This is a genomic window from Shewanella colwelliana, from assembly GCF_001735525.1.
Taxonomy (GTDB): Bacteria; Pseudomonadota; Gammaproteobacteria; order Enterobacterales; family Shewanellaceae; genus Shewanella; species Shewanella colwelliana.
On sequence record NZ_MCBT01000013.1, the window covers coordinates 99,332 to 117,912 of the forward strand.

17 protein-coding genes are annotated in these 18,581 nt (G+C 45.6%); all 17 read right to left on the reverse strand.

Annotation, left to right across the window (positions count from 1 at the left end):
* Positions 1–2: 2 nt before the first annotated feature.
* Complete coding sequence (gene astA, locus BEL05_RS05060) at positions 3–1,022, reverse strand: arginine N-succinyltransferase (protein WP_069670499.1); 1,020 nt, start codon at positions 1,020–1,022, stop codon at positions 3–5.
* Positions 1,023–1,153: 131 nt separating this feature from the next.
* Positions 1,154–2,371: an aspartate aminotransferase family protein gene (locus BEL05_RS05065; RefSeq protein WP_028764400.1), complete on the reverse strand. Its 1,218-nt coding sequence runs from the start codon at positions 2,369–2,371 to the stop codon at positions 1,154–1,156.
* 407 nt (positions 2,372–2,778) lie between these two features.
* Positions 2,779–3,924 (reverse strand): HDOD domain-containing protein, encoded by a 1,146-nt coding sequence (locus tag BEL05_RS05070; RefSeq protein ID WP_069670500.1) that lies wholly within the window; start codon positions 3,922–3,924, stop codon positions 2,779–2,781.
* A gap of 150 nt (positions 3,925–4,074) precedes the next feature.
* A complete protein-coding gene (locus BEL05_RS05075; RefSeq protein ID WP_069670501.1) occupies positions 4,075–4,479 on the reverse strand; it encodes a hypothetical protein in 405 nt (134 codons plus the stop codon).
* A gap of 53 nt (positions 4,480–4,532) precedes the next feature.
* Positions 4,533–7,007 carry a S9 family peptidase gene (locus tag BEL05_RS05080; RefSeq protein ID WP_069670502.1) on the reverse strand — a complete coding sequence of 825 codons (2,475 nt, stop codon included), beginning with the start codon at positions 7,005–7,007 and terminating at the stop codon, positions 4,533–4,535.
* Between the two features lie 251 nt (positions 7,008–7,258).
* Positions 7,259–7,834: an anthranilate synthase component II gene (locus BEL05_RS05085; protein ID WP_069670503.1), complete on the reverse strand. Its 576-nt coding sequence runs from the start codon at positions 7,832–7,834 to the stop codon at positions 7,259–7,261.
* A gap of 164 nt (positions 7,835–7,998) precedes the next feature.
* Positions 7,999–8,445: a ClpXP protease specificity-enhancing factor gene (locus BEL05_RS05090; RefSeq protein ID WP_028764395.1), complete on the reverse strand. Its 447-nt coding sequence runs from the start codon at positions 8,443–8,445 to the stop codon at positions 7,999–8,001.
* Positions 8,445–9,074 (reverse strand): stringent starvation protein SspA, encoded by a 630-nt coding sequence (gene sspA / locus BEL05_RS05095; RefSeq protein ID WP_028764394.1) that lies wholly within the window; start codon positions 9,072–9,074, stop codon positions 8,445–8,447. Before sspA ends, BEL05_RS05090 begins: the two co-directional genes overlap by 1 nt.
* A 110-nt stretch (positions 9,075–9,184) precedes the next feature.
* The gene (locus BEL05_RS05100; RefSeq protein ID WP_028764393.1) at positions 9,185–9,886 is read right to left on the reverse strand and encodes a cytochrome c1; all 702 of its coding nucleotides are present in this window, start codon (positions 9,884–9,886) and stop codon (positions 9,185–9,187) included.
* Positions 9,886–11,100 (reverse strand): cytochrome b, encoded by a 1,215-nt coding sequence (locus BEL05_RS05105; protein WP_028764392.1) that lies wholly within the window; start codon positions 11,098–11,100, stop codon positions 9,886–9,888. Before BEL05_RS05105 ends, BEL05_RS05100 begins: the two co-directional genes overlap by 1 nt.
* Entirely contained in the window at positions 11,100–11,690 is a 591-nt protein-coding gene (gene petA / locus BEL05_RS05110; RefSeq protein ID WP_028764391.1) for a ubiquinol-cytochrome c reductase iron-sulfur subunit, read from the reverse strand. Before petA ends, BEL05_RS05105 begins: the two co-directional genes overlap by 1 nt.
* Before the next feature lie 326 nt (positions 11,691–12,016).
* Complete coding sequence (hflC, locus tag BEL05_RS05115; RefSeq protein ID WP_028764390.1) at positions 12,017–12,895, reverse strand: protease modulator HflC; 879 nt, start codon at positions 12,893–12,895, stop codon at positions 12,017–12,019.
* Between the two features lie 2 nt (positions 12,896–12,897).
* A complete protein-coding gene (hflK, locus tag BEL05_RS05120) occupies positions 12,898–14,046 on the reverse strand; it encodes an FtsH protease activity modulator HflK (RefSeq protein ID WP_028764389.1) in 1,149 nt (382 codons plus the stop codon).
* Positions 14,047–14,089: 43 nt separating this feature from the next.
* On the reverse strand, positions 14,090–15,388 hold the full coding sequence (gene hflX, locus BEL05_RS05125) for a ribosome rescue GTPase HflX (protein WP_028764388.1): 1,299 nt from the start codon (positions 15,386–15,388) through the stop codon (positions 14,090–14,092).
* 20 nt (positions 15,389–15,408) lie between these two features.
* On the reverse strand, positions 15,409–15,687 hold the full coding sequence (gene hfq, locus BEL05_RS05130) for an RNA chaperone Hfq (RefSeq protein WP_028764387.1): 279 nt from the start codon (positions 15,685–15,687) through the stop codon (positions 15,409–15,411).
* 92 nt (positions 15,688–15,779) lie between these two features.
* Complete coding sequence (miaA, locus tag BEL05_RS05135) at positions 15,780–16,706, reverse strand: tRNA (adenosine(37)-N6)-dimethylallyltransferase MiaA (protein ID WP_083250307.1); 927 nt, start codon at positions 16,704–16,706, stop codon at positions 15,780–15,782.
* Between the two features lie 4 nt (positions 16,707–16,710).
* On the reverse strand, positions 16,711–18,579 hold the full coding sequence (mutL, locus tag BEL05_RS05140) for a DNA mismatch repair endonuclease MutL (protein ID WP_069670504.1): 1,869 nt from the start codon (positions 18,577–18,579) through the stop codon (positions 16,711–16,713).
* Between the last annotated feature and the right edge of the window lie 2 nt (positions 18,580–18,581).

An 18,581-nucleotide genomic window follows, 5' to 3' on the forward strand; every position in this document is an offset into this window, starting at 1 on the left:
TCCTACAATGCTAAAATGCGGATCTGTTCGCCTTGAGCAACCATTAATCCCGCTGCAAGCTCAGCTGAAATCATCACTTCATCAGTTTCATCACTGACCAGCAGATCTGCTGATGTCGCGCGATAATCCGCTAATAAAGTATTTGAGATGATATAACCAGTGGTTGATGCAGGCATCTCACCAATGTTTACCGTTAATAGACGACTCTCTTTCACCGAGCGAATATCGTTAATGTTGCACTCTACCGTTGGACCACCATCGAAAATATCGACATATCCTCGGCATCTAAAGCCTTCGGCTTGTAATAGATTAAGCGCTGGACGTGTATTACGATGAACTTCGCCAATCACTTTCTGTGCTTCTTCCGGCAGCAAACAGACATATACCGCATTCTTTGGCATCATCTCTGCCATAAACGCTTTTTGTCCTAAACCAGATAGATAGTCGGCCTGAACGAAGTCAATGCCAAGAAAGTGTTGTTGCAGCCAACTGTAAAAAGGTGAATTGCCTTCGGCATCACTTTCACCACGCATCTCTGCTATAACAGTTTCGCCGAACCGCGCTGCGTGTTGAGCCAAGAAGAGAAAACGGCTGCGCGATAACATACGGCCATTATTATTTTTACGATATGATTCGCGTAAAAATAGGGTGCACAGCTCAGCAGAGCCAGTATAGTCGTGGCATAAGGTTAAGGTTTCAACCTCGTTACGCACATCAATCTGCTCCGAGTGATAAACTTCGGTGCCTAAGCGATAATGATAGAAAGCATCGACCATGCCCACTGCGGCTTCTAGCCCGCAAGTACCAACAACTTCGCCCGTTTCAGTATCTTCAAGCACCATCAGATAGCCTTCATCGAACGGCTTATCTAGCTGCTTTACGAATGACTCTTCAACACGCTTAATCTTGTTGCGAAGTAGCTCTTCATTTACGGGTAAAGACGTGAATCCATGACCTGACTCCACGGCGATCTGATATAGCGCATCATAATCGCTTGAGCGGATGGGACGGATAATTAACATCTTCGATCTCCTCAGTTTTGCTCTAGACCCAAACACGACCCCTTAAAGTAAGACAGGCGTGTAGTGTTTGAGGTTCAAGTATTCCTATCGACAAAAAAGCGCGAATAAATGATCCGCGCTTAATATGTCTCTTAGCCTGCAACCACTTTCGCTACAGCGCGTTCGAAACGAGCAAGACCTTCAGCAATATCAGCCTCAGGGATAACTAGGGAAGGAGTAAAACGGATAACGTTGGCACCCGCGATTAGGGTCATTAACCCCTCAGCAACTGACGCAACAAGAAACTCTTTTGAACGACCCTGATATTGTTCGTTCAACACAGCACCTAGGAGTAGTCCTTGACCACGTACTTCGGCGAATACCTTATACTTTTCGTTGATCTTGTTAAGGCCATCACGCAACAACTGTTCGCGATGCTTAACGCCATCTAACACTTCAGGCGTATTGACCACATCCAATACAGCGTTACCGATAGCACAAGCTAATGGGTTACCGCCGTAAGTTGAACCATGAGTACCAATTTTTAGATGCGCTGCAATCGCGTCAGTGGTTAACATCGCTGCGATTGGGAAGCCACCGCCTAAGGCTTTCGCCGTTGTCAGGATATCCGGTACCACTTCAGTACGCATATAGGCATATAGCTCACCTAAACGACCAACACCCGTTTGGACTTCATCGAAGATAACCAATGCATTGTGCTTGTCTGCTAGGGCGCGAACCGCTCTTAGAAACTCAACATCAGCATCGATAATACCACCTTCACCTTGAAGTGGCTCAAGCATGATGGCACACGTTTTATCAGAGATAGTCGCTTCAAGCGCAGCGATATCATTAAATGGAATATGGGTGATACTTTGTGGTTTTGGACCAAACCCATCAGAATAAGCGGCTTGACCACCGACACTTACTGTGAAGAAAGTACGGCCATGGAACGCCTTATCAAAAGCGATAATCTGGTCTTTCTCTGCGCTAAACTTATCCAATGCATAGCGACGTGCGAGTTTTAATGCCGCTTCGTTGGCCTCAGCACCTGAGTTGGCGAAATAGACCTTGTCAGCAAATGTTGCATCGACCAGCTTAGTCGCTAGAGCCAATGCAGGTTCGTTAGTCATCACGTTAGAAAGATGCCAAAGTTTTTCACCTTGCTCTTTAAGCGCGCCAACGAGTGCTGGGTGACAGTGACCTAAACAATTAACTGCAATACCACCAGCGAAATCGACAAATTCGGTGCCTTCTTGATCCCATACTCTGCTTCCCTCACCACGAACAGGGATCACTGCAGAAGGTGCATAGTTAGGCACCATTACTTCATCAAATTGGGCTCTAGTTAGCTTGTTGTTCACGCTCATTCCTCTCATCCTTTCATTGTTGCCGATGGCTTAAAAGCCTGTCGTACCCGTCTTTTATCGTATCGATTGCCTATGGCGGCGACGGTTGTTTAGTTATCTTAAGTGACATTAATAGCGAAAATGTGATCAAAATACCAGTTTCTTACACTCAACCCAATTATTCACTGCATGATTAATGCATAAAGATTTGAGCTTTAGAGTTATACAAGCGTTTATTACGGGGGTTTGCGGCATAATTAGTCATAAAAAAAGTTGTTAGCGCCCACTTTTGTTATTCATGCACCAATTTTGAATATATAAACACATTAAATCGCTATAATTAGCTGAGTTGTTTGAATTCTGCTGCTTTTTAACACAAAAAGGCAGTCATAGACTGCCTGAGGAGTGGAGAAGCACCACTACTGGCACTATATCAGATCCAGCTTACGGTAATTCTGCCCTTTAAGGCGAATAACCTCCTGCTCACTTAGCTCATAGTAATCATACATTAAGCGCTTCTCTTTAGCGTCAATCATGCGCATATCTTCTAGCATCATCACCTTGGCAAAGCAGCTGGCTCTGGCAACGATAGCGCCGTATGTCGACAATTCACTATAACTTAAGTGGTTACCCAACTCAGTTTGCACCGTGGTCAGCTCACTTTCACCGAAGTTAAGCAGACTCAATAACTGCCAGTTGAGCTGGTGACTGTGAAGCAGCACTAATTGATACACATCTTCGGCAGGAAACTCAGTCGCAAGCACGGCATCGTACAGCTCTTTATCTCGACTGGCACTTGCCTCTCTCAACCAGTTGCCCCAAATACTCTCATATACCTTGGCACCGTTTTTAAGCACCACAGAGGCACCGAGTTGATACAAGAGTGCACAGCTATAACTAAGTGCGATATCCTGCTCATTCAGCTGAGCTAACGCTTTAGCAGCGATGCCAGTTATCATCGCGTAGCGCCACAGCTTTCTCGTGGTCCACAGCAGATTCGCGTGACCCGTTGGCAGCCAGTTACGTAAACAGTAATACGGAATCAACATCCGTAAGTTCTCAACCCCAATGAAGTTAAGAACTAGCTTAATATCGGTCACCTTTATATCTGAGCGTTGCTGGCGTTTATGGCGAAATGTCGGGCTGTTAACCATATTGGTTAAATCGCGGCATAACCAAGGTAAGTCGGTGATCAGCAGGCGTAAGCGGTTTAAATCTATATTCTTTTGATGCAGAACCTCCAGCATTAACATCTGAGTTTCGTTAATACCCGAATGCTTTAATAACAACTCTGGTGAGGCAAGTTGATTGTCTAAGGTCGTTTTGACTGTGGTGATTAACTGTGCCGATACCGCTTCGAATACTTGTTTGGCTTGTATCTGTTTAGTGAGTCGCTCCAGCACGGCATCACGTTCGATGTCGAGTTTATTCGCATCACCTTCGAGTTCGCGATCGAGTTCATCAAACATGGAGGCTGCAACCTTTTGCTTACCCACAATGAGCTGCTTCAACAACCTATGTTCTATATCAATAATCACGCCTGGACGCACACCGCCAGCAACCGATTTACTCACCTAACCATTTCTCCATCGCCTTCATTCGATTAAACATATAGTACACGAAACTACTGATTTAAAAGACTACAATCCCAGTATAACTTGAACTAGCACTTGTCACGGTTAACAGTACTTCAAGGTTAAGTCGACATAAGCTGGACAACTCTGTTACTTGCCCCCGCGTTGGAATCGTAATGGCCCACTCCCTTCACTGGAATAATAGTGGCCTTCTAATCTGGTACCATCAGCCGATAGTTGTAATCTGTGTTTGCCCTCAACGACCCAGCCTGGAATAGGACGCGTAACCGTCACATCGACCTCTACCGTATTCCCTATGCGCGTACCGATACCATATTCAACCATAGCAACACCTTTGTACTCGACGTAATGGCTCATCTTAATTTGATCACCATCTTGTGCAAGGATCATCACTCCATTAGTAAAGTCACTGCTATTCACATCATGCCACAAACCGTCAACCATCGATGCAATCCCTGTATTAGCATGCACCTTGAGTCCCAGCGTAAAACATGACACTAATGCAATGAATAACAAGCCTATTACTCTTATCATTTCCCCACTCCCAAATATAAAAAAAGGCCTCCAATAGGAGGCCTAAAACCGGCTTACTTCAACTCTTGTTCAAACAACTTATAGATGCGGCGGTACTCATCTAACCAACTCGATGGTTGGCGGAATCCGTGAGGCTCAACAGGGTATATTGCCGTTTCAAACATTGGCTTCTCCAGCTCAATAAGACGCTGTACCAAACGGACACTGTCTTGGAAGAATACATTGTCATCTAACACACCACTCATGATCAGCAACGGCTTTTGTAGGCCTTGTGCATGTTCAATCGGTGAGCTGCGCTCGTACGCAATGGCATCAACATCTGGCGTATTCAATATGTTCGACGTATAGGGTGCATTGTAGTGAGCCCAATCTGTTACTGGACGCAACGCTGCACCTGCTTGGAACAACTCAGGCTCAGTAAATAGCGCCATAAAGGTGAGGAAGCCACCATAAGAACCACCATAGGTGCCAACTTTATTTGCGTCGACATTGGCATTGGCAACCATCCAGCTCACGCCATCCTTAAGATCTTCAACCTCTGGATGCCCCATGTTACGGTACACCGCGGTGCGCCAATCTCGTCCATACCCTTTTGAGCCACGATAATCCATATCCATCACCACGTAACCCTGTTGAGTTAGTAGGTTATGGAACATAAATTCACGGAAGTAACCAGAGAAACCATAGTGGGCATTTTGTAGATAACCCGCACCATGATTAAAGATCACCGCTGGGTACTTATGCGCATTGTTCTTGTCATAACCTTGCGGCAAGTAAACACGCGCATAAACATCTGCCGCGCCATGGGTCGAAGCGACAGTAACAACTTCAGGGGCTTGCCATGCATATTGCTTAAATGCATCGCTGGTATAATGGGTTAACTGCTTTAGTTCACCGCCAATGGCCTGGACAAACAGTTCGCTTGGCTCTGTGCGACGAGAAGCATTTAACAATAACTGAGTTCCATCAGGGCTCAGGCTGTACTCTAATTGGCCATCCCACTGTGTCAACTGCTGGCTCTCACCAGTGGCTATCTCTACGCGATACACGTTATCGATACCTGGGTGCTGCTTATTCGCCTTGTAATAGATAAATTGTGCTTTGGGGCCCAAGGTAATGTCACTGACGACAAACTGGCCTTGGGTAAGCGCTAGAGGCTTGCCAACCAATGATTTCAGGTATAAATGGGAGTAACCCGTTTCTTCAGAAAGGTAATAAAGTTTGTCGCTATTAGGTAGCCAACCAAACTGGTTAAAGTTGTAATTGACCCACGCCTCGTCGTGTAATCGGTGCTCTGTCGCTAACTTGCCGCTGTTGAGATCAAGCGATGCGATCCACCTGTCTTTATTGTCAACAGCTTCGAGCATTATAGCCACTTGGTTGTCTTGGTTATGCCACTGGATTGCACTTTGACTCCAACCCCAATCTTGCATCAATTGGATTTTACGGGGCTGCTTTTCACTCTTATAGCGCTCACCTTTGCCTTGCGCGTTTTCCGCTTTGACGCTGGCGAGTACATCCTCATCAAAACCCGTCAAGCCTTCGATAGTGACATCATGTTTTTGACGTTCCACTAAATCAAGCAATACCAGGCGTTGTCCTGGATTTTCATCTTCGGCAACTCGCGCTCTAACAGGAACCGCATCAACATAACCATCCTTGCCTAAATAGTTAGGCATAATGTCATGCTCACTACGCCAGCTATAGCTTTTATCCATGAGTGATAAAATAAGGTAACGACCATCTGGGGATAAGCTCTTTTCTAAAATGGTCTCTGCGTCACCTAAATACCATGGCTCTGGTGCCATCGTTGGATCAGCCTTGGCTAACTCCTCTTTATATGCTGCTTTGTGTTTCGCATTGTCTTGCTGCATCGCAACATACTGAATCAATCTGTGCTGTTGTTTAGCAATGTAACTATCTGGTTCTTGGACACCTTTAGGGGCATTCTCCATCTTAATCAACGCTAGCTGTTCTATTAAGCCAGAGTCTTGATGAATACGAACAACCTCATTGCCCTGCCAATAAGCGATGTCGCCATTATTTAAAAATCTTACATCCTCTACTGGCTTATTTAATCTTGTCAGTTGTGAAACCTGCCCCGTGGCCAGCACTTTAACGAAGACGTTACCTTGATAAATATAAGCTTTGCGGCTTTTACTGCCATCCAACACACCATATTGTTGATCGGCTGAATGCAGCTGGTTCAGTGCTAGCTGCTCTGCGCTCTGCGCCGTAATGGCTTGTTGATAAAAATCGCGAGTGGGTGCACCGTGAGCCTGACGAGCAAAATAGATCGATTGACTATCATCGCTCCAGTATTCGCCTTTGGCTAAAATCCCCATCCAATCAGGATTAGCCATTATTTGATTAAGCGTTAACGCTTGATCAACTTGTGGGGGTGTCGCCAAAGCCACTTGAATGGGAGCGACTGCCTGAGCAGTATCATTTGAGGGGGTGGTCGCGCAACCACCTAATATTGTGAGGGTCAGTAAACTAAGACCAAAACCACGAAAAGCGCCAGTCATCCTTCTTCCTTATCGTTATCACTGTGCTAAGCCGCAGCCACACAGTCGTTATTTTGATGCCTTTTATATCATAAAATGGCTTATCGACGTGGATGATTAATGATAAATCTTGTAACAGATTGAAAAGGATATCGACAACATAGCAACAAAGTTTGCCAGCAATAGGATGAATAGCCACTCGATGACTATTGGCTAGAAAATGATGCGCGCGGGTTGAGCTAAATTTAATGAATAATCCAGCCAAGCAGACGCTAACCAGGCAAGCTGAAGAAGTTGTTTAACAGCTCTAATCCTTGCTCGGTCAAAATAGACTCCGGATGAAACTGGACACTATAAATGGGGAGGTGTTGGTGACTCATCGCCATAATCTCTCGCCCATGCTGCGGATCGTCGAACCACGCATCTAATACAAATTCAGCGGGTAGGCTTTCCACTAATAAGGAGTGATAACGCGTTACCGTTAACGGGTTATTCAACTGCGAAAAGAGCCGCATACCCGTATGGCAAATCTTGCTCGTTTTACCATGCATAACTCGCTTGGCTCTAATGACGTTAGCACCAAACACCTGCCCAATGGCTTGATGACCCAAACATACGCCTAAGATCGGCAATTTTCCGGCAAAATGTTTAATCGCATCAAGCGATACCCCAGCTTCATTTGGGCTACAAGGTCCTGGAGAGATAACTAAATGAGATGGCGCGAGTTGTTCTATCTGCGCTATGGTGATCTCATTATTTCGTTTAACCACGATAGTATGACCTAGCTGCTGAAAATACTGCACTAAGTTAAAGGTAAAAGAGTCGTAGTTATCGATCATTAAGATCATAGCGTTTTTACAAGCCCTAGGTTTTTAGAGGAGGAATTATGGCCGCAGATGCTACCACAGTGACACACGCTTATCATCCAAAAACACCATGCTAACACGCTGGCTTGAGACATAAAAAAACCAGTCTTTCGACTGGTTCTTAGTATGAGTTACAAGTACTCGGCCTATTTGACAACCGTAAGGTGTCCACGGCGCTTTGGCTTACTCTCTTCTTTTTTAGCCACAGGCTCTGCAGAAGGTTCGTCGACAACAGTTAAGCCACTTTCTTCGAGTTCGGGCTCGAGTTGGTAAGCTTCCTCTTGATCAAACACAGTGCCAGCACCATTCTCACGGGCGTAAATAGCCACGATTGCTGCCATAGGCAGCACTACCTGCTGGGGTACACCACCAAAACGAGCATTGAACTCAATAAAATCATGACCGATTTGCAAATTACCCACTGCACTCGCAGTAATATTAAGCACTATCTGTCCATCCTTGACATACTGTTGCGGCACTTGAGTACCTGGAACATAAGCATCAACAACCACATGTGGGGTGAGCTCATTATCCATCAACCAATCATAATATGCTTGCAGCAGATATGGACGATTAGGGGTCATCGACTTCATTAGATACTCATGCGCATTTCGCGCTCGGCCTCAGTTAAAGAAGCTTTAAATGATTCACGGTCAAATAGACGTGTCATGTAAGCTTTAACTTCTTTTGCTGTGCGGCTATCAAGTTCAATGCCTAATACTGGTAGACGCCATAGTAGTGGGCCTAAGTAGCAATCAGCCAAGCCAAACTCTTCAGCCATAAAGTAAGGCATTTCTGTGAAGATTGGGGCGATAGCTGTCAAGCTCTCTTGCAACTCTTTACGAGCCGCATCGGCGCGATCACCGCTTCTGATGCGTTCAACTAGCGTATACCAATCATTTTCGATACGGTGCATCATCAAACGAGTTTGACCACGAGACACTGGATAAACCGGCATTAGTGGTGGATGAGGAAAACGCTCATCCAAGTATTCCATTATAATGCGTGAGTTATACAGGACTAATTCACGGTCAACCAAAGTTGGTACAGTGTTGTACGGGTTTAGCTCAATAAGATCTTCAGGCATTTCGCTAGGATCAACCTGCAGTACATCGACAGTAACGCCCTTTTCAGCCAACACAATGCGAACTTGATGGCTATAGAGATCGTCGGCGCCTGAGAACAGGGTCATGATTGAGCGTTTATTGGCAGCAACAGCCATTGATACCCTCCAAGATTTAAAATCAAAAGCTAAGAAAAGCAAAAAATAAACGAGGGGCAAAGCCCCCCGTTTACAATATGCGGATAATACATTCTAACCTTTATTGGGGGTTAGTGTACATCTCTCCAGTACTCTTTCTTTAGGAGATAGGCCACAATAAAGAAAATAAACAGGAAGCCCATAACCCACCAACCTAAGCTTTCACGCTCAAGTTTGACAGGATCACCCGAATAAACGAGGAATCCAGTGATGTCACGAACAACTTGGTCATACTCTTCAGCAGTCAATGAACCGCCTGTAGCTACCGTAGTACCATCTTCTTGCTTAACTGGAAGGCCTTGAAGTTCTTGAAGAACGTGAGGCATACCTACCGCAGGGAATACTGAATTATTAACACCAAACGGGCGACTCTCATCTTTATAGAAGCCTTTTAGGTATGTATAAATCCAATCTTCACCACGGACACGAGCTACTAGCGTGAGATCCGGTGGCGCTGCACCAAACCATTTCGCTGCATCGACTTCTGGAATCGCATTTTCCATCAAGTCACCAACCTTGGCATTTTCATCGAACATATACTTATTACGCATATCGTCGATTGAAATATCTAGGTCTTCCGCGACGCGGTTATAACGTTGGTATTGCGTACTGTGACAACCTGCGCAGTAGTGTTGGAATTTATCCAAGCCGCGTTGCAGTGATTCAGTATCATTTAAATCAACGTTAGCACTTTCTAAGTGTACGTGTGCACCACCTGCTGCGAATACGAGCGATGGTACCAAGGTAACTAATGCAATCAGTAATTTTTTCATTAGTGTGTCAACCTCTCTGGTACAGGCTTGGTCTTCTCATTCTTACTGTAAATCCAAAGTGCTAAGAAGAAACCGAAGTAAGTCAGAGTAAAGATACGCGCAGCTATAGTTAGCGCTGGCGTCGCTGGTACCGCACCTAAGTATCCTAAGATAACAAATGATACAGCGAACTGACTGATGTTCAGCTTGTGGATCATGCTACGGTAGCGGATAGATTTAACGTTGCAGCGATCTAACCAAGGTAGAATGAACAATACTGCAATCGCTAACCCCATACCTACGACACCTAATAACTTGTCAGGAATCGCACGCAAAATCGCGTAGAAAGGTGTGAAGTACCACACTGGCGCAATGTGCTCAGGTGTCTTCATCGGGTTAGCCGCTTCAAAGTTTGGCTTCTCGAGGAAGTATCCACCGCCCTCAGGCATGAAGAACAACACATAACAGAAGACAATCAGGAAGCCTGCGACGCCCATGATATCTTTTACTGTGTAGTAAGGGTGGAATGGAATACCGTCTTTTGGCCAGCCATTCTCATCTTTGTTTTTCTTAATTTCGATACCGTCGGGGTTATTTGAACCCACTTCATGTAACGCGATTAAGTGTAGGAATACCAATACAACCAAGACTAATGGCAATGCAATAACATGCAGCGCAAAGAAACGGTTTAGGGTAGCACCGGAGACAACAAAGTCACCACGGATCCAAAGTGTTAGGTCATCACCTATTACGGGAATCGCACCAAATAGTGAGATAATTACCTGCGCCCCCCAGTAAGACATCTGTCCCCAAGGAAGGAGGTAACCCATGAACGCTTCAGCCATCAACACGAGGAAGATCAACATACCAAATAACCAGAGAAGTTCTCTTGGCTTCTGGTATGAACCGTAGATAAGACCACGGAACATGTGCAGATAGATAACCACGAAGAACGCCGATGCACCGGTAGAGTGCATGTAGCGCAGTAACCAACCATATTCAACATCACGCATGATGTATTCAATAGAGGCAAATGCCCCTTCTGCCGTTGGTACATAGTTCATGGTTAGCCAGATACCGGTTAGTAGCTGGTTAACAAGGACTAGCATGGCTAATGAGCCAAAGAAGTACCAAAAGTTAAAGTTAGTTGGTGTAGCGTATTGACCCACATGACGGTTATAAGTGGCCGTCATTGGAATACGAGCATCAATCCAATCGATAATATTTTTAACCATTACGCAGCTCCCTGGTCGACACCGATGATCACGTTGCCATCATCAATATATTGATGAGGTGGGACAACAAGGTTCAGTGGTGCAGGTACGCCCTGGAATACACGTCCAGCCATATCAAACTTAGAGCCGTGACATGGACAGAAGAAGCCCGAAGCAACACCCTCAACTTGCTCACCGAAGGTATCAGGTAGATACGTTGGCGAACAACCTAGGTGAGTACAAAGACCTACGGCAATGAAGAACTCAGGATTAATTGAACGAACGGCGTTCTGCGCATAGGCAGGCTGCTGCTCTTCAACTGACGCAGGATCACGAAGCTGATTATCATGCTTTGCAAGACCATCTAAGATCTCTTCGGTGCGACGGACAACCCATACAGGTTTCCCACGCCACTCCACACGGATCAGCTGACCCGGCTCGACTTTACTAATATTTACTTCAACCGGTGCACCTGCAGCTTTCGCTTTGGCACTCGGATTCCATGACTTTATAAAAGGAACCGCTACAGCGACGGCACCAGCACCACCTACTACGGCGGTTGCTGCGGTCAGGAATCTGCGACGTCCGGTATCGACTGGCGCATTGCTCATCCACTTATCTCCAGAGAGTGTTGGAATTTTTGTTTTAAAATTTCTTTGAAATTGGGGTTTTACCCCAAAGCACAAAAATCAAATTTGAGGCGGGGCTCATTATAGCCAAAAATTAGAACCAGATCATAGTAAAACAGCGAACAAAGTTAACTATGTTAGGAAAAATACCGTTCTAGCACTTAAAGTAGGGCAAGAAATAGCGTAAACGAGCAGAAATTAACAAAGATAATTGAAGTACCAGCTATAACAACTTTAGCTAAATTAGAACGTTACAAAAATTAAATACAAAAAAGCCCGAACTTGTCGGGCTTTTTTAGTCACATGGCTTATTTGCCGTCAGAACGCTTCATATACTTAAAGAAGTCACTGTCAGGTTCTAAGACCATAACGTTTGCGCCACCGTCGAAACTGGCTTTATACGCTTCTAAGCTACGTAAGAACGCATAGAACTCAGCATCTTTGTTATACGCATCAGCGTATATTTTAGCGGCAATCGCATCACCTTCACCGCGAACAGCAAGAGCTTTACGCTCCGCCTCAGCGATTTGGATTGTTACGCTAGCATCAGTCTTAGCGCGAATGATTTCAGACTGCTCCTTACCTTGAGCACGATGCTCTTTCGCTACAGCGGTACGTTCTGCACGCATACGCTGATAGATACTTGAACTTACGTTTGCAGGCAGGTTAATCTGCTTAACACGCACATCGACCACTTCGATACCAAGATCTTCAGCACTTTCAGATGCGTTCTTCAATGCATCTTGCTGCAACTCATCACGACTACCGGAAACGATGTCTTTAATGGTGCGGCGACCAAACTCTGTACGAAGATCGTTATTAATCTTACGTTGGAGTAAAGACTCCGCCTGAGCTTTATTACCGCCATTAGTAGCAAGGTAATATCTCTCATGGTCAAGGATGCGCCATTTCACATAGGAGTCGACCATAAGGTCTTTCTTCTCAGAAGTAACGAAACGATCCGCTGCGCCATCCATGGTCTGAATCCGTGAATCCAGTAGCTTGATCTTATCGATCATCGGCACCTTGATATGCAAACCTGGTTCATAGACACGAGTAACGCCATCTACTTTCAAGATTTTACCAAAACGAGATACGATAGCTCGCTCACCTTCATTGACTACCATCAGTGATGACAGGCCGAGCGCAATTAAAATTGCGACAATAATTACAGTTAATCTACCCATAATTAATTTCTCCCCTCACGAGTTCTATCGCTGCGAGAAGCGCGACCATCAAGCGGCATGCTTAAACTGTTCACCATGCTATTCGCTGATTCCTGATTAGAGGTGTCTGCCTTGGCTGCGGCTTTAGCCTTTTTAGTTGATTGGTTTTGCTCCATCAACTTATCCAAAGGCAGGTACATCATGTTGCCACTGCTCTTAGAATCAACAAGTACCTTGTTCGAACCAGAATAAACCAAAGACATCGCATCGATATAAAGACGATTACGAGTCACTTCTGGTGCAGCTTGGTATTCAGGAAGTAACTGTTCAAAGCGTGCAACTTTACCGCGAGCCTCTAGGATTTCTCGCTCTTTATAAGCGTTAGCCTGTTGCTCCATGCGCTGCACAGTACCACGGGCTTTGGGCTCAATCTCACGAGAATAAGCTTCAGCTTCACGTATAAAGCGCTGCTCATCTTCTTGTGCTGCAATAGCATCATCAAATGCGTCTTTTACCTCTTCAGGCGGACGCGCAGGCAAGAAGTTGACGTCTCGGATCTCTAACCCCAGATTATAAGGCTCGATAATACGATTGACTTCATCCCACGTATCGCGACGAATTTGATCACGTCCCGTGGTCAAAATGTCATCCATCCTGTTGTGACCAATAACATAACGTAACGCACTATCAGTGGCTTCACGCAAACTCGCATTAGCATCGACAGCACTAAACATAAAGCGATACGGATCAACAACGATGTACTGGACATCCAACTCAACTAGCACGACATTTTCGTCAGCAGTAAGCATGCTGCCAGATGCAGGGATCGAGCGAACGTTACTGACATTCACTGGATAAACTTCATCGATGAAAGTCGCTTTCCATTGCAAGCCTGGCCCGACTTCACCAATATATTGGCCAAATCGTAAGGCAACGCCTTTCTCAGCTTCTTTCACCGTATAGAAACCGGACAGTCCCCACACGACAACGGCAATGACTAATACAATGACCAAGCCAAATGCGCTGAAACCAGCACCAGAGCCATTACCTTTTCCCCCAAAGCGCTTAGAGATATTCTTAAACACTTCATCTAGATCTGGTGGCCCTTTGTCATTGCCACTTTTGTTTCCCCAAGGGTCTTTACCCTTGTTACCGGGCTCGTTCCAAGCCATTTAGCACTCCATAGGTGTATGAATTAAACGAGATTACTAAAAACTACTCTACCGCTGTTGTTTCAACAATAAAGGTTTCCAACTCCCCTTGGCTCTGTTTCGTTAATCGTTGCCAATCGGACTCCAATAAACGCACAGATAAGATACAGTTCCCCAGATCGTCATACTCTTTCTGCTGTATCACATCCAGTCGATAAAACTGACCAAGATAATGTCCAGCCGTCGCTGGGATTTGCAAGGTTAACTCAATGGCGACGCGACCAACTATTTTATCGATCGCCTCTTCGAGCAGCTCCAAGCCTTTGCGTTGCTGAGCCGAAACCCACACACGCGTTGGGACACCATCACTATCGTAATCGATCTTAGGCCCCACATCCTCCAACAGGTCGATCTTATTACAAACGACCAATTGTGGAATATCTTCAGCACCAACCTCTTTAAGCACTAATTGCACTTGCTCAAAATTGTCGCCCATATTGTCATCGGCACAATCAACAATATGTAACAACAGATCAGCTTCACGCGTTTCTTGCAGCGTCGCCTTAAAAGCGGCAACAAGGTCATGAGGCAAATGCCTAATAAAACCTACGGTATCGGCCAATATGACCGCACCATCTCGCAACTCAAGCTTTCTTAATGTCGGGTCGAGTGTGGCAAACAATTGATCTGCCGCATACACTTCTGACACGGTAAGTGAATTAAACAAGGTAGACTTGCCCGCGTTGGTATAACCCACTAGCGATACCGTGGCTAATTCACTGCGCTTTCGCGCGCGTCGACTCTGTTCACGTTGTTTATCGACTTTTTCAAGTCGCTTGTTGATCGTTTTTATCCGACCACGCAATAGACGACGGTCAGTTTCGAGTTGAGTTTCACCTGGGCCGCGCAAGCCGATCCCGCCTTTTTGTCTTTCAAGGTGGGTCCAACCACGAATAAGGCGTGTTGACATGTGGCGCAGTTGCGCTAGCTCCACTTGCAATTTACCTTCATACGTACGCGCACGTTGGGCAAAAATATCGAGAATCAGTGTAGTGCGATCTAACACTCGACACTGACAAACTTGCTCAAGATTACGCTCTTGAGCAGGACTTAGGGGATGATTAAAAATCACCACACTCGCTTCTGTAGCAGCCACTAATGCCGCTAACTCTTCCGCTTTGCCTGATCCAACAAAAAACTTTCGATCTGGAGAACGACGACTTCCCGTTATCACACCAACGGTTTCAGCCCCTGCCGATTCAACTAATAAGCGAAGTTCAGTAAGATCTTCCCTACTGTCTTCGTCTGCAAAGTCGATATGAACAAGTACTGCAGCATCTCCCGCTTCATAGCGATCAAACAAAAAGTAGACTCCTCAGAAAATTACTCAGCGCTGTCATCATGTGGTGCGTTATAGCCACCAGTTTGATTTGGCGTAGCGTGGTGGTTGCTCACGTTAAATGGGCGCGCAGGTACCACGGTAGAAATAGCGTGCTTATACACCATTTGGCTAACGGTGTTTTTAAGCAAAATAACGAACTGATCAAATGACTCAACCTGTCCTTGAAGCTTGATACCATTAACAAGGTAGATAGAAACAGGAACGCGTTCACGACGTAATGCGTTCAAAAACGGGTCTTGTAAAGATTGCCCCTTTGCCATTTTATAATTTCCTTTTTATTAAAATAAATTTAAACCTAATACAGCATCAATTTCTGGTTTAGTTTTAGTATTATATAGAGTGAATGAATTAGCTAGCGACAATACTGCATAAGTCGAGCTAGATTTGTTTCGTCACCACTCTCAAGCCAATTTAGCTCAGGCCATCCCCGTAACCATGTTAATTGACGCTTGGCCAATTGCCTAGTCGCAACAATGGATTTTTCGACCATTGTATCATAGTCATAATCACCATTTAGGTACTGCCAAACTTGGCGATACCCCACACAACGCATCGAAGGTAGGTCTAAATGTAGATCGCCGCGCGCTTTTAAGCGCTCTACCTCTTCGATGAATCCTTGATTTAACATCAATTTGAATCTTTCTTCTATAGAAAGATGTAACACTTTACGATCTTTAGGTGAAATACCAAATTGCACCACAGAATAAGGTAAGGCTTCAGACTTAACTTCGGTTAACTGGGTTAAACTTTTACCGCTAATCCGATACACCTCAAGTGCTCGGGATAAACGTTGCGGATCGTTCGGGTGTATCCTCGCCGCAGACACGGGATCTATCTGTTGTAATTGCAGATGCAATACATCCCAGCCGTCTCGCTCGGCTTCTAATGCTATCTGTGCTCGAATCGACTCATTCGCCGCCGGTAAGGGTGATAAGCCTTCCAGCAACGCCTTGAAATAAAGCATAGTGCCGCCAACTAAAAGCGGAGTTTTACCTGCGTCGATAATCGACGCAATCTCATTCAGCGCATCTTGTCGGAAATCGGCCGCGGAGTAGCTCTCACTTGGGTCCCGAATATCAATTAATCGGTGCGGTGCCCGTTCAAGCTCTTCACTATTCGGTTTAGCGCTGCCGATATCCATACCACGGTATATCAAGGCCGAGTCAACGGAAATAATCTCGCAGTTATGCTGCTCAACAAGCTCAATAGCTAATGCCGTTTTACCTGAAGCCGTTGGCCCCATTAAGGTGACAATTCTCGGCTTATTTTCGCTATTCACACTTTTACTCACTTAACCACGTTTGCCAAGGTAGGACCTTAGCCTGAGAAACAATATTGGCTCTTTCTGACTCAGCTAACTGACAATAATCAGCCCAAAGCGATACCGCGGAACTAAAATGATGGCAACTCTTTGCAGCTAACCAACTAATCATGGCTTCATCCGCAGGCTCTTCAAAACGAATCCATTGTAATAGATCAGGTATTACAGTGGCCAGCTGGCTATGCCTTAGATATGGGGGCACTTTCTTTATTATCAACTGCCCAAGGCGAATAGTTAACTCTATGCCTAATTTTCTCAGTAATAATTCCCTTTGGTTCACAGTTTCTAACCAATCTTCATCCACTTTCACCGAAATTGGCATGAGCAATGGCTGCCCTATCAAGCCTAAGGGATACTTGATGCCAATCTCTACCACAGCAAGCTGCCGAGCCACCTCATTTAGCGGCACCAGCAACAATTTATCCTCCTGCGTCATCACCCAAAACTTACCCGCTAACACAGGTGGCATTGCCGGTATCTCAGTTTGAGAGACTTGAACCCCAACTGGAGTCACTGAAGGCGTGCGCAATAGCTGAGCATAACTATCAACTGCGCGCTGTGAGGGCAATTCGGTATTGCGCCATGCATCCGGCGCCCGGCCCGAAGGCTCTCGGTCGCTCACCATACGGTCATCGCGCCCAACCACTGATGGGCCAGTTTTTCCATATGAATAAGGTGCGCTATGCTTTTCACCAGCAGGTAATGGCGATGAAGCCCCAACCTGATCTTGGTGTATTTGAATATCAGCACCAGCCATTACAGGGGCTTTGTTAGTGGATTCAATATGTGTTATTGAGCTTGGTCGAACAAACACGTCATCTTCCAACCCTAAACTTTCAGCTTGGGTTAGCGCAGACTGCAATGCCTGTAAAATAAAGTCATGCACGTAGCGACTCTCATGAAATCGCACTTCATGCTTAGCGGGGTGAACATTGACATCCACCTGGTGAGGATCAAGCGTCAACATCAACACATAGCCGACTTGTACGCCAGCTAACTGTTGAGCAAATGCTTGGCGCACCGCGTGGTTAACTAGACGGTCGCGGACAAGACGGCCATTAACATAAAAATATTGAGTATCACTTGAAGTCGCATCGAAATGCGGAGACTGTATATAGCCACTTAACTGCAAGCCATTATGGCTGCAATCCACACGCAAGGCCTGCTCAGAAAATTGCTTACCACTGACCTGCGCCAATCGCTGCAAGTATTGCGTATCACTCATCGCTGGGCGGTAATTGCGCACCATTTTGCCGTTATGCTTGAGCGTAAAGTGAATATCCTTTCGTACCAATGCAATGCGTTTAAGCCACTCATCGATGTGGGTAAATTCAGTTTTATCACTCTTTAAAAAACGGCGTCTTGCTGGTGTATTAAAAAACAGGTCAACCGCCTCTACCGTTGAGCCGACAGGATGTGCGGCAGGCATCACCTTAACCGCCATATCAGACCCTTCGGCATAAGCCTGCCATGCTTCAGTTTGCTCTGCAGTGCGGGATGTCAACGTCAGCCGTGAAACTGAGCTGATACTAGCGAGTGCTTCACCACGAAAACCAAAACTCAGTATGGCATCAAGATCGTCTAAGCTCGCCAATTTAGACGTAGCATGGCGAGATAGCGCTAGTGCTAGCTGCTCCTTAGCAATACCCGATCCGTTGTCTTGGATCTTAATCAGTTTGCTACCACCTTTTTCAATCTCAATATCAACGCGCGTAGCACCCGCATCCAAGCTATTCTCGACCAATTCTTTGATCACTGAAGCTGGACGCTCAACCACTTCACCAGCTGCGATTTGGTTCGCTAGTTGGGGAGGCAAAATTTTAATCGTCATTT

What these genes read in the sequence shown, in the direction of transcription:
- hfq (WP_028764387.1), bottom strand. Translation starts at nt 15,687, where the DNA reads ATGGCAAAGGGGCAATCTTTACAAGACCCGTTTTTGAACGCATTACGT.
- BEL05_RS05075 (WP_069670501.1), bottom strand. Translation starts at nt 4,479, where the DNA reads ATGATAAGAGTAATAGGCTTGTTATTCATTGCATTAGTGTCATGTTTT.
- BEL05_RS05080 (WP_069670502.1), bottom strand. Translation starts at nt 7,007, where the DNA reads ATGACTGGCGCTTTTCGTGGTTTTGGTCTTAGTTTACTGACCCTCACA.
- BEL05_RS05065 (WP_028764400.1), bottom strand. Translation starts at nt 2,371, where the DNA reads ATGAGCGTGAACAACAAGCTAACTAGAGCCCAATTTGATGAAGTAATG.
- hflC (WP_028764390.1), bottom strand. Translation starts at nt 12,895, where the DNA reads ATGGGTAGATTAACTGTAATTATTGTCGCAATTTTAATTGCGCTCGGC.
- hflK (WP_028764389.1), bottom strand. Translation starts at nt 14,046, where the DNA reads ATGGCTTGGAACGAGCCCGGTAACAAGGGTAAAGACCCTTGGGGAAAC.
- sspA (WP_028764394.1), bottom strand. Translation starts at nt 9,074, where the DNA reads ATGGCTGTTGCTGCCAATAAACGCTCAATCATGACCCTGTTCTCAGGC.
- BEL05_RS05085 (WP_069670503.1), bottom strand. Translation starts at nt 7,834, where the DNA reads ATGATCTTAATGATCGATAACTACGACTCTTTTACCTTTAACTTAGTG.
- astA (WP_069670499.1), bottom strand. Translation starts at nt 1,022, where the DNA reads ATGTTAATTATCCGTCCCATCCGCTCAAGCGATTATGATGCGCTATAT.
- BEL05_RS05100 (WP_028764393.1), bottom strand. Translation starts at nt 9,886, where the DNA reads ATGAAAAAATTACTGATTGCATTAGTTACCTTGGTACCATCGCTCGTA.
- BEL05_RS05090 (WP_028764395.1), bottom strand. Translation starts at nt 8,445, where the DNA reads ATGAAGTCGATGACCCCTAATCGTCCATATCTGCTGCAAGCATATTAT.
- petA (WP_028764391.1), bottom strand. Translation starts at nt 11,690, where the DNA reads ATGAGCAATGCGCCAGTCGATACCGGACGTCGCAGATTCCTGACCGCA.
- mutL (WP_069670504.1), bottom strand. Translation starts at nt 18,579, where the DNA reads ATGACGATTAAAATTTTGCCTCCCCAACTAGCGAACCAAATCGCAGCT.
- BEL05_RS05105 (WP_028764392.1), bottom strand. Translation starts at nt 11,100, where the DNA reads ATGGTTAAAAATATTATCGATTGGATTGATGCTCGTATTCCAATGACG.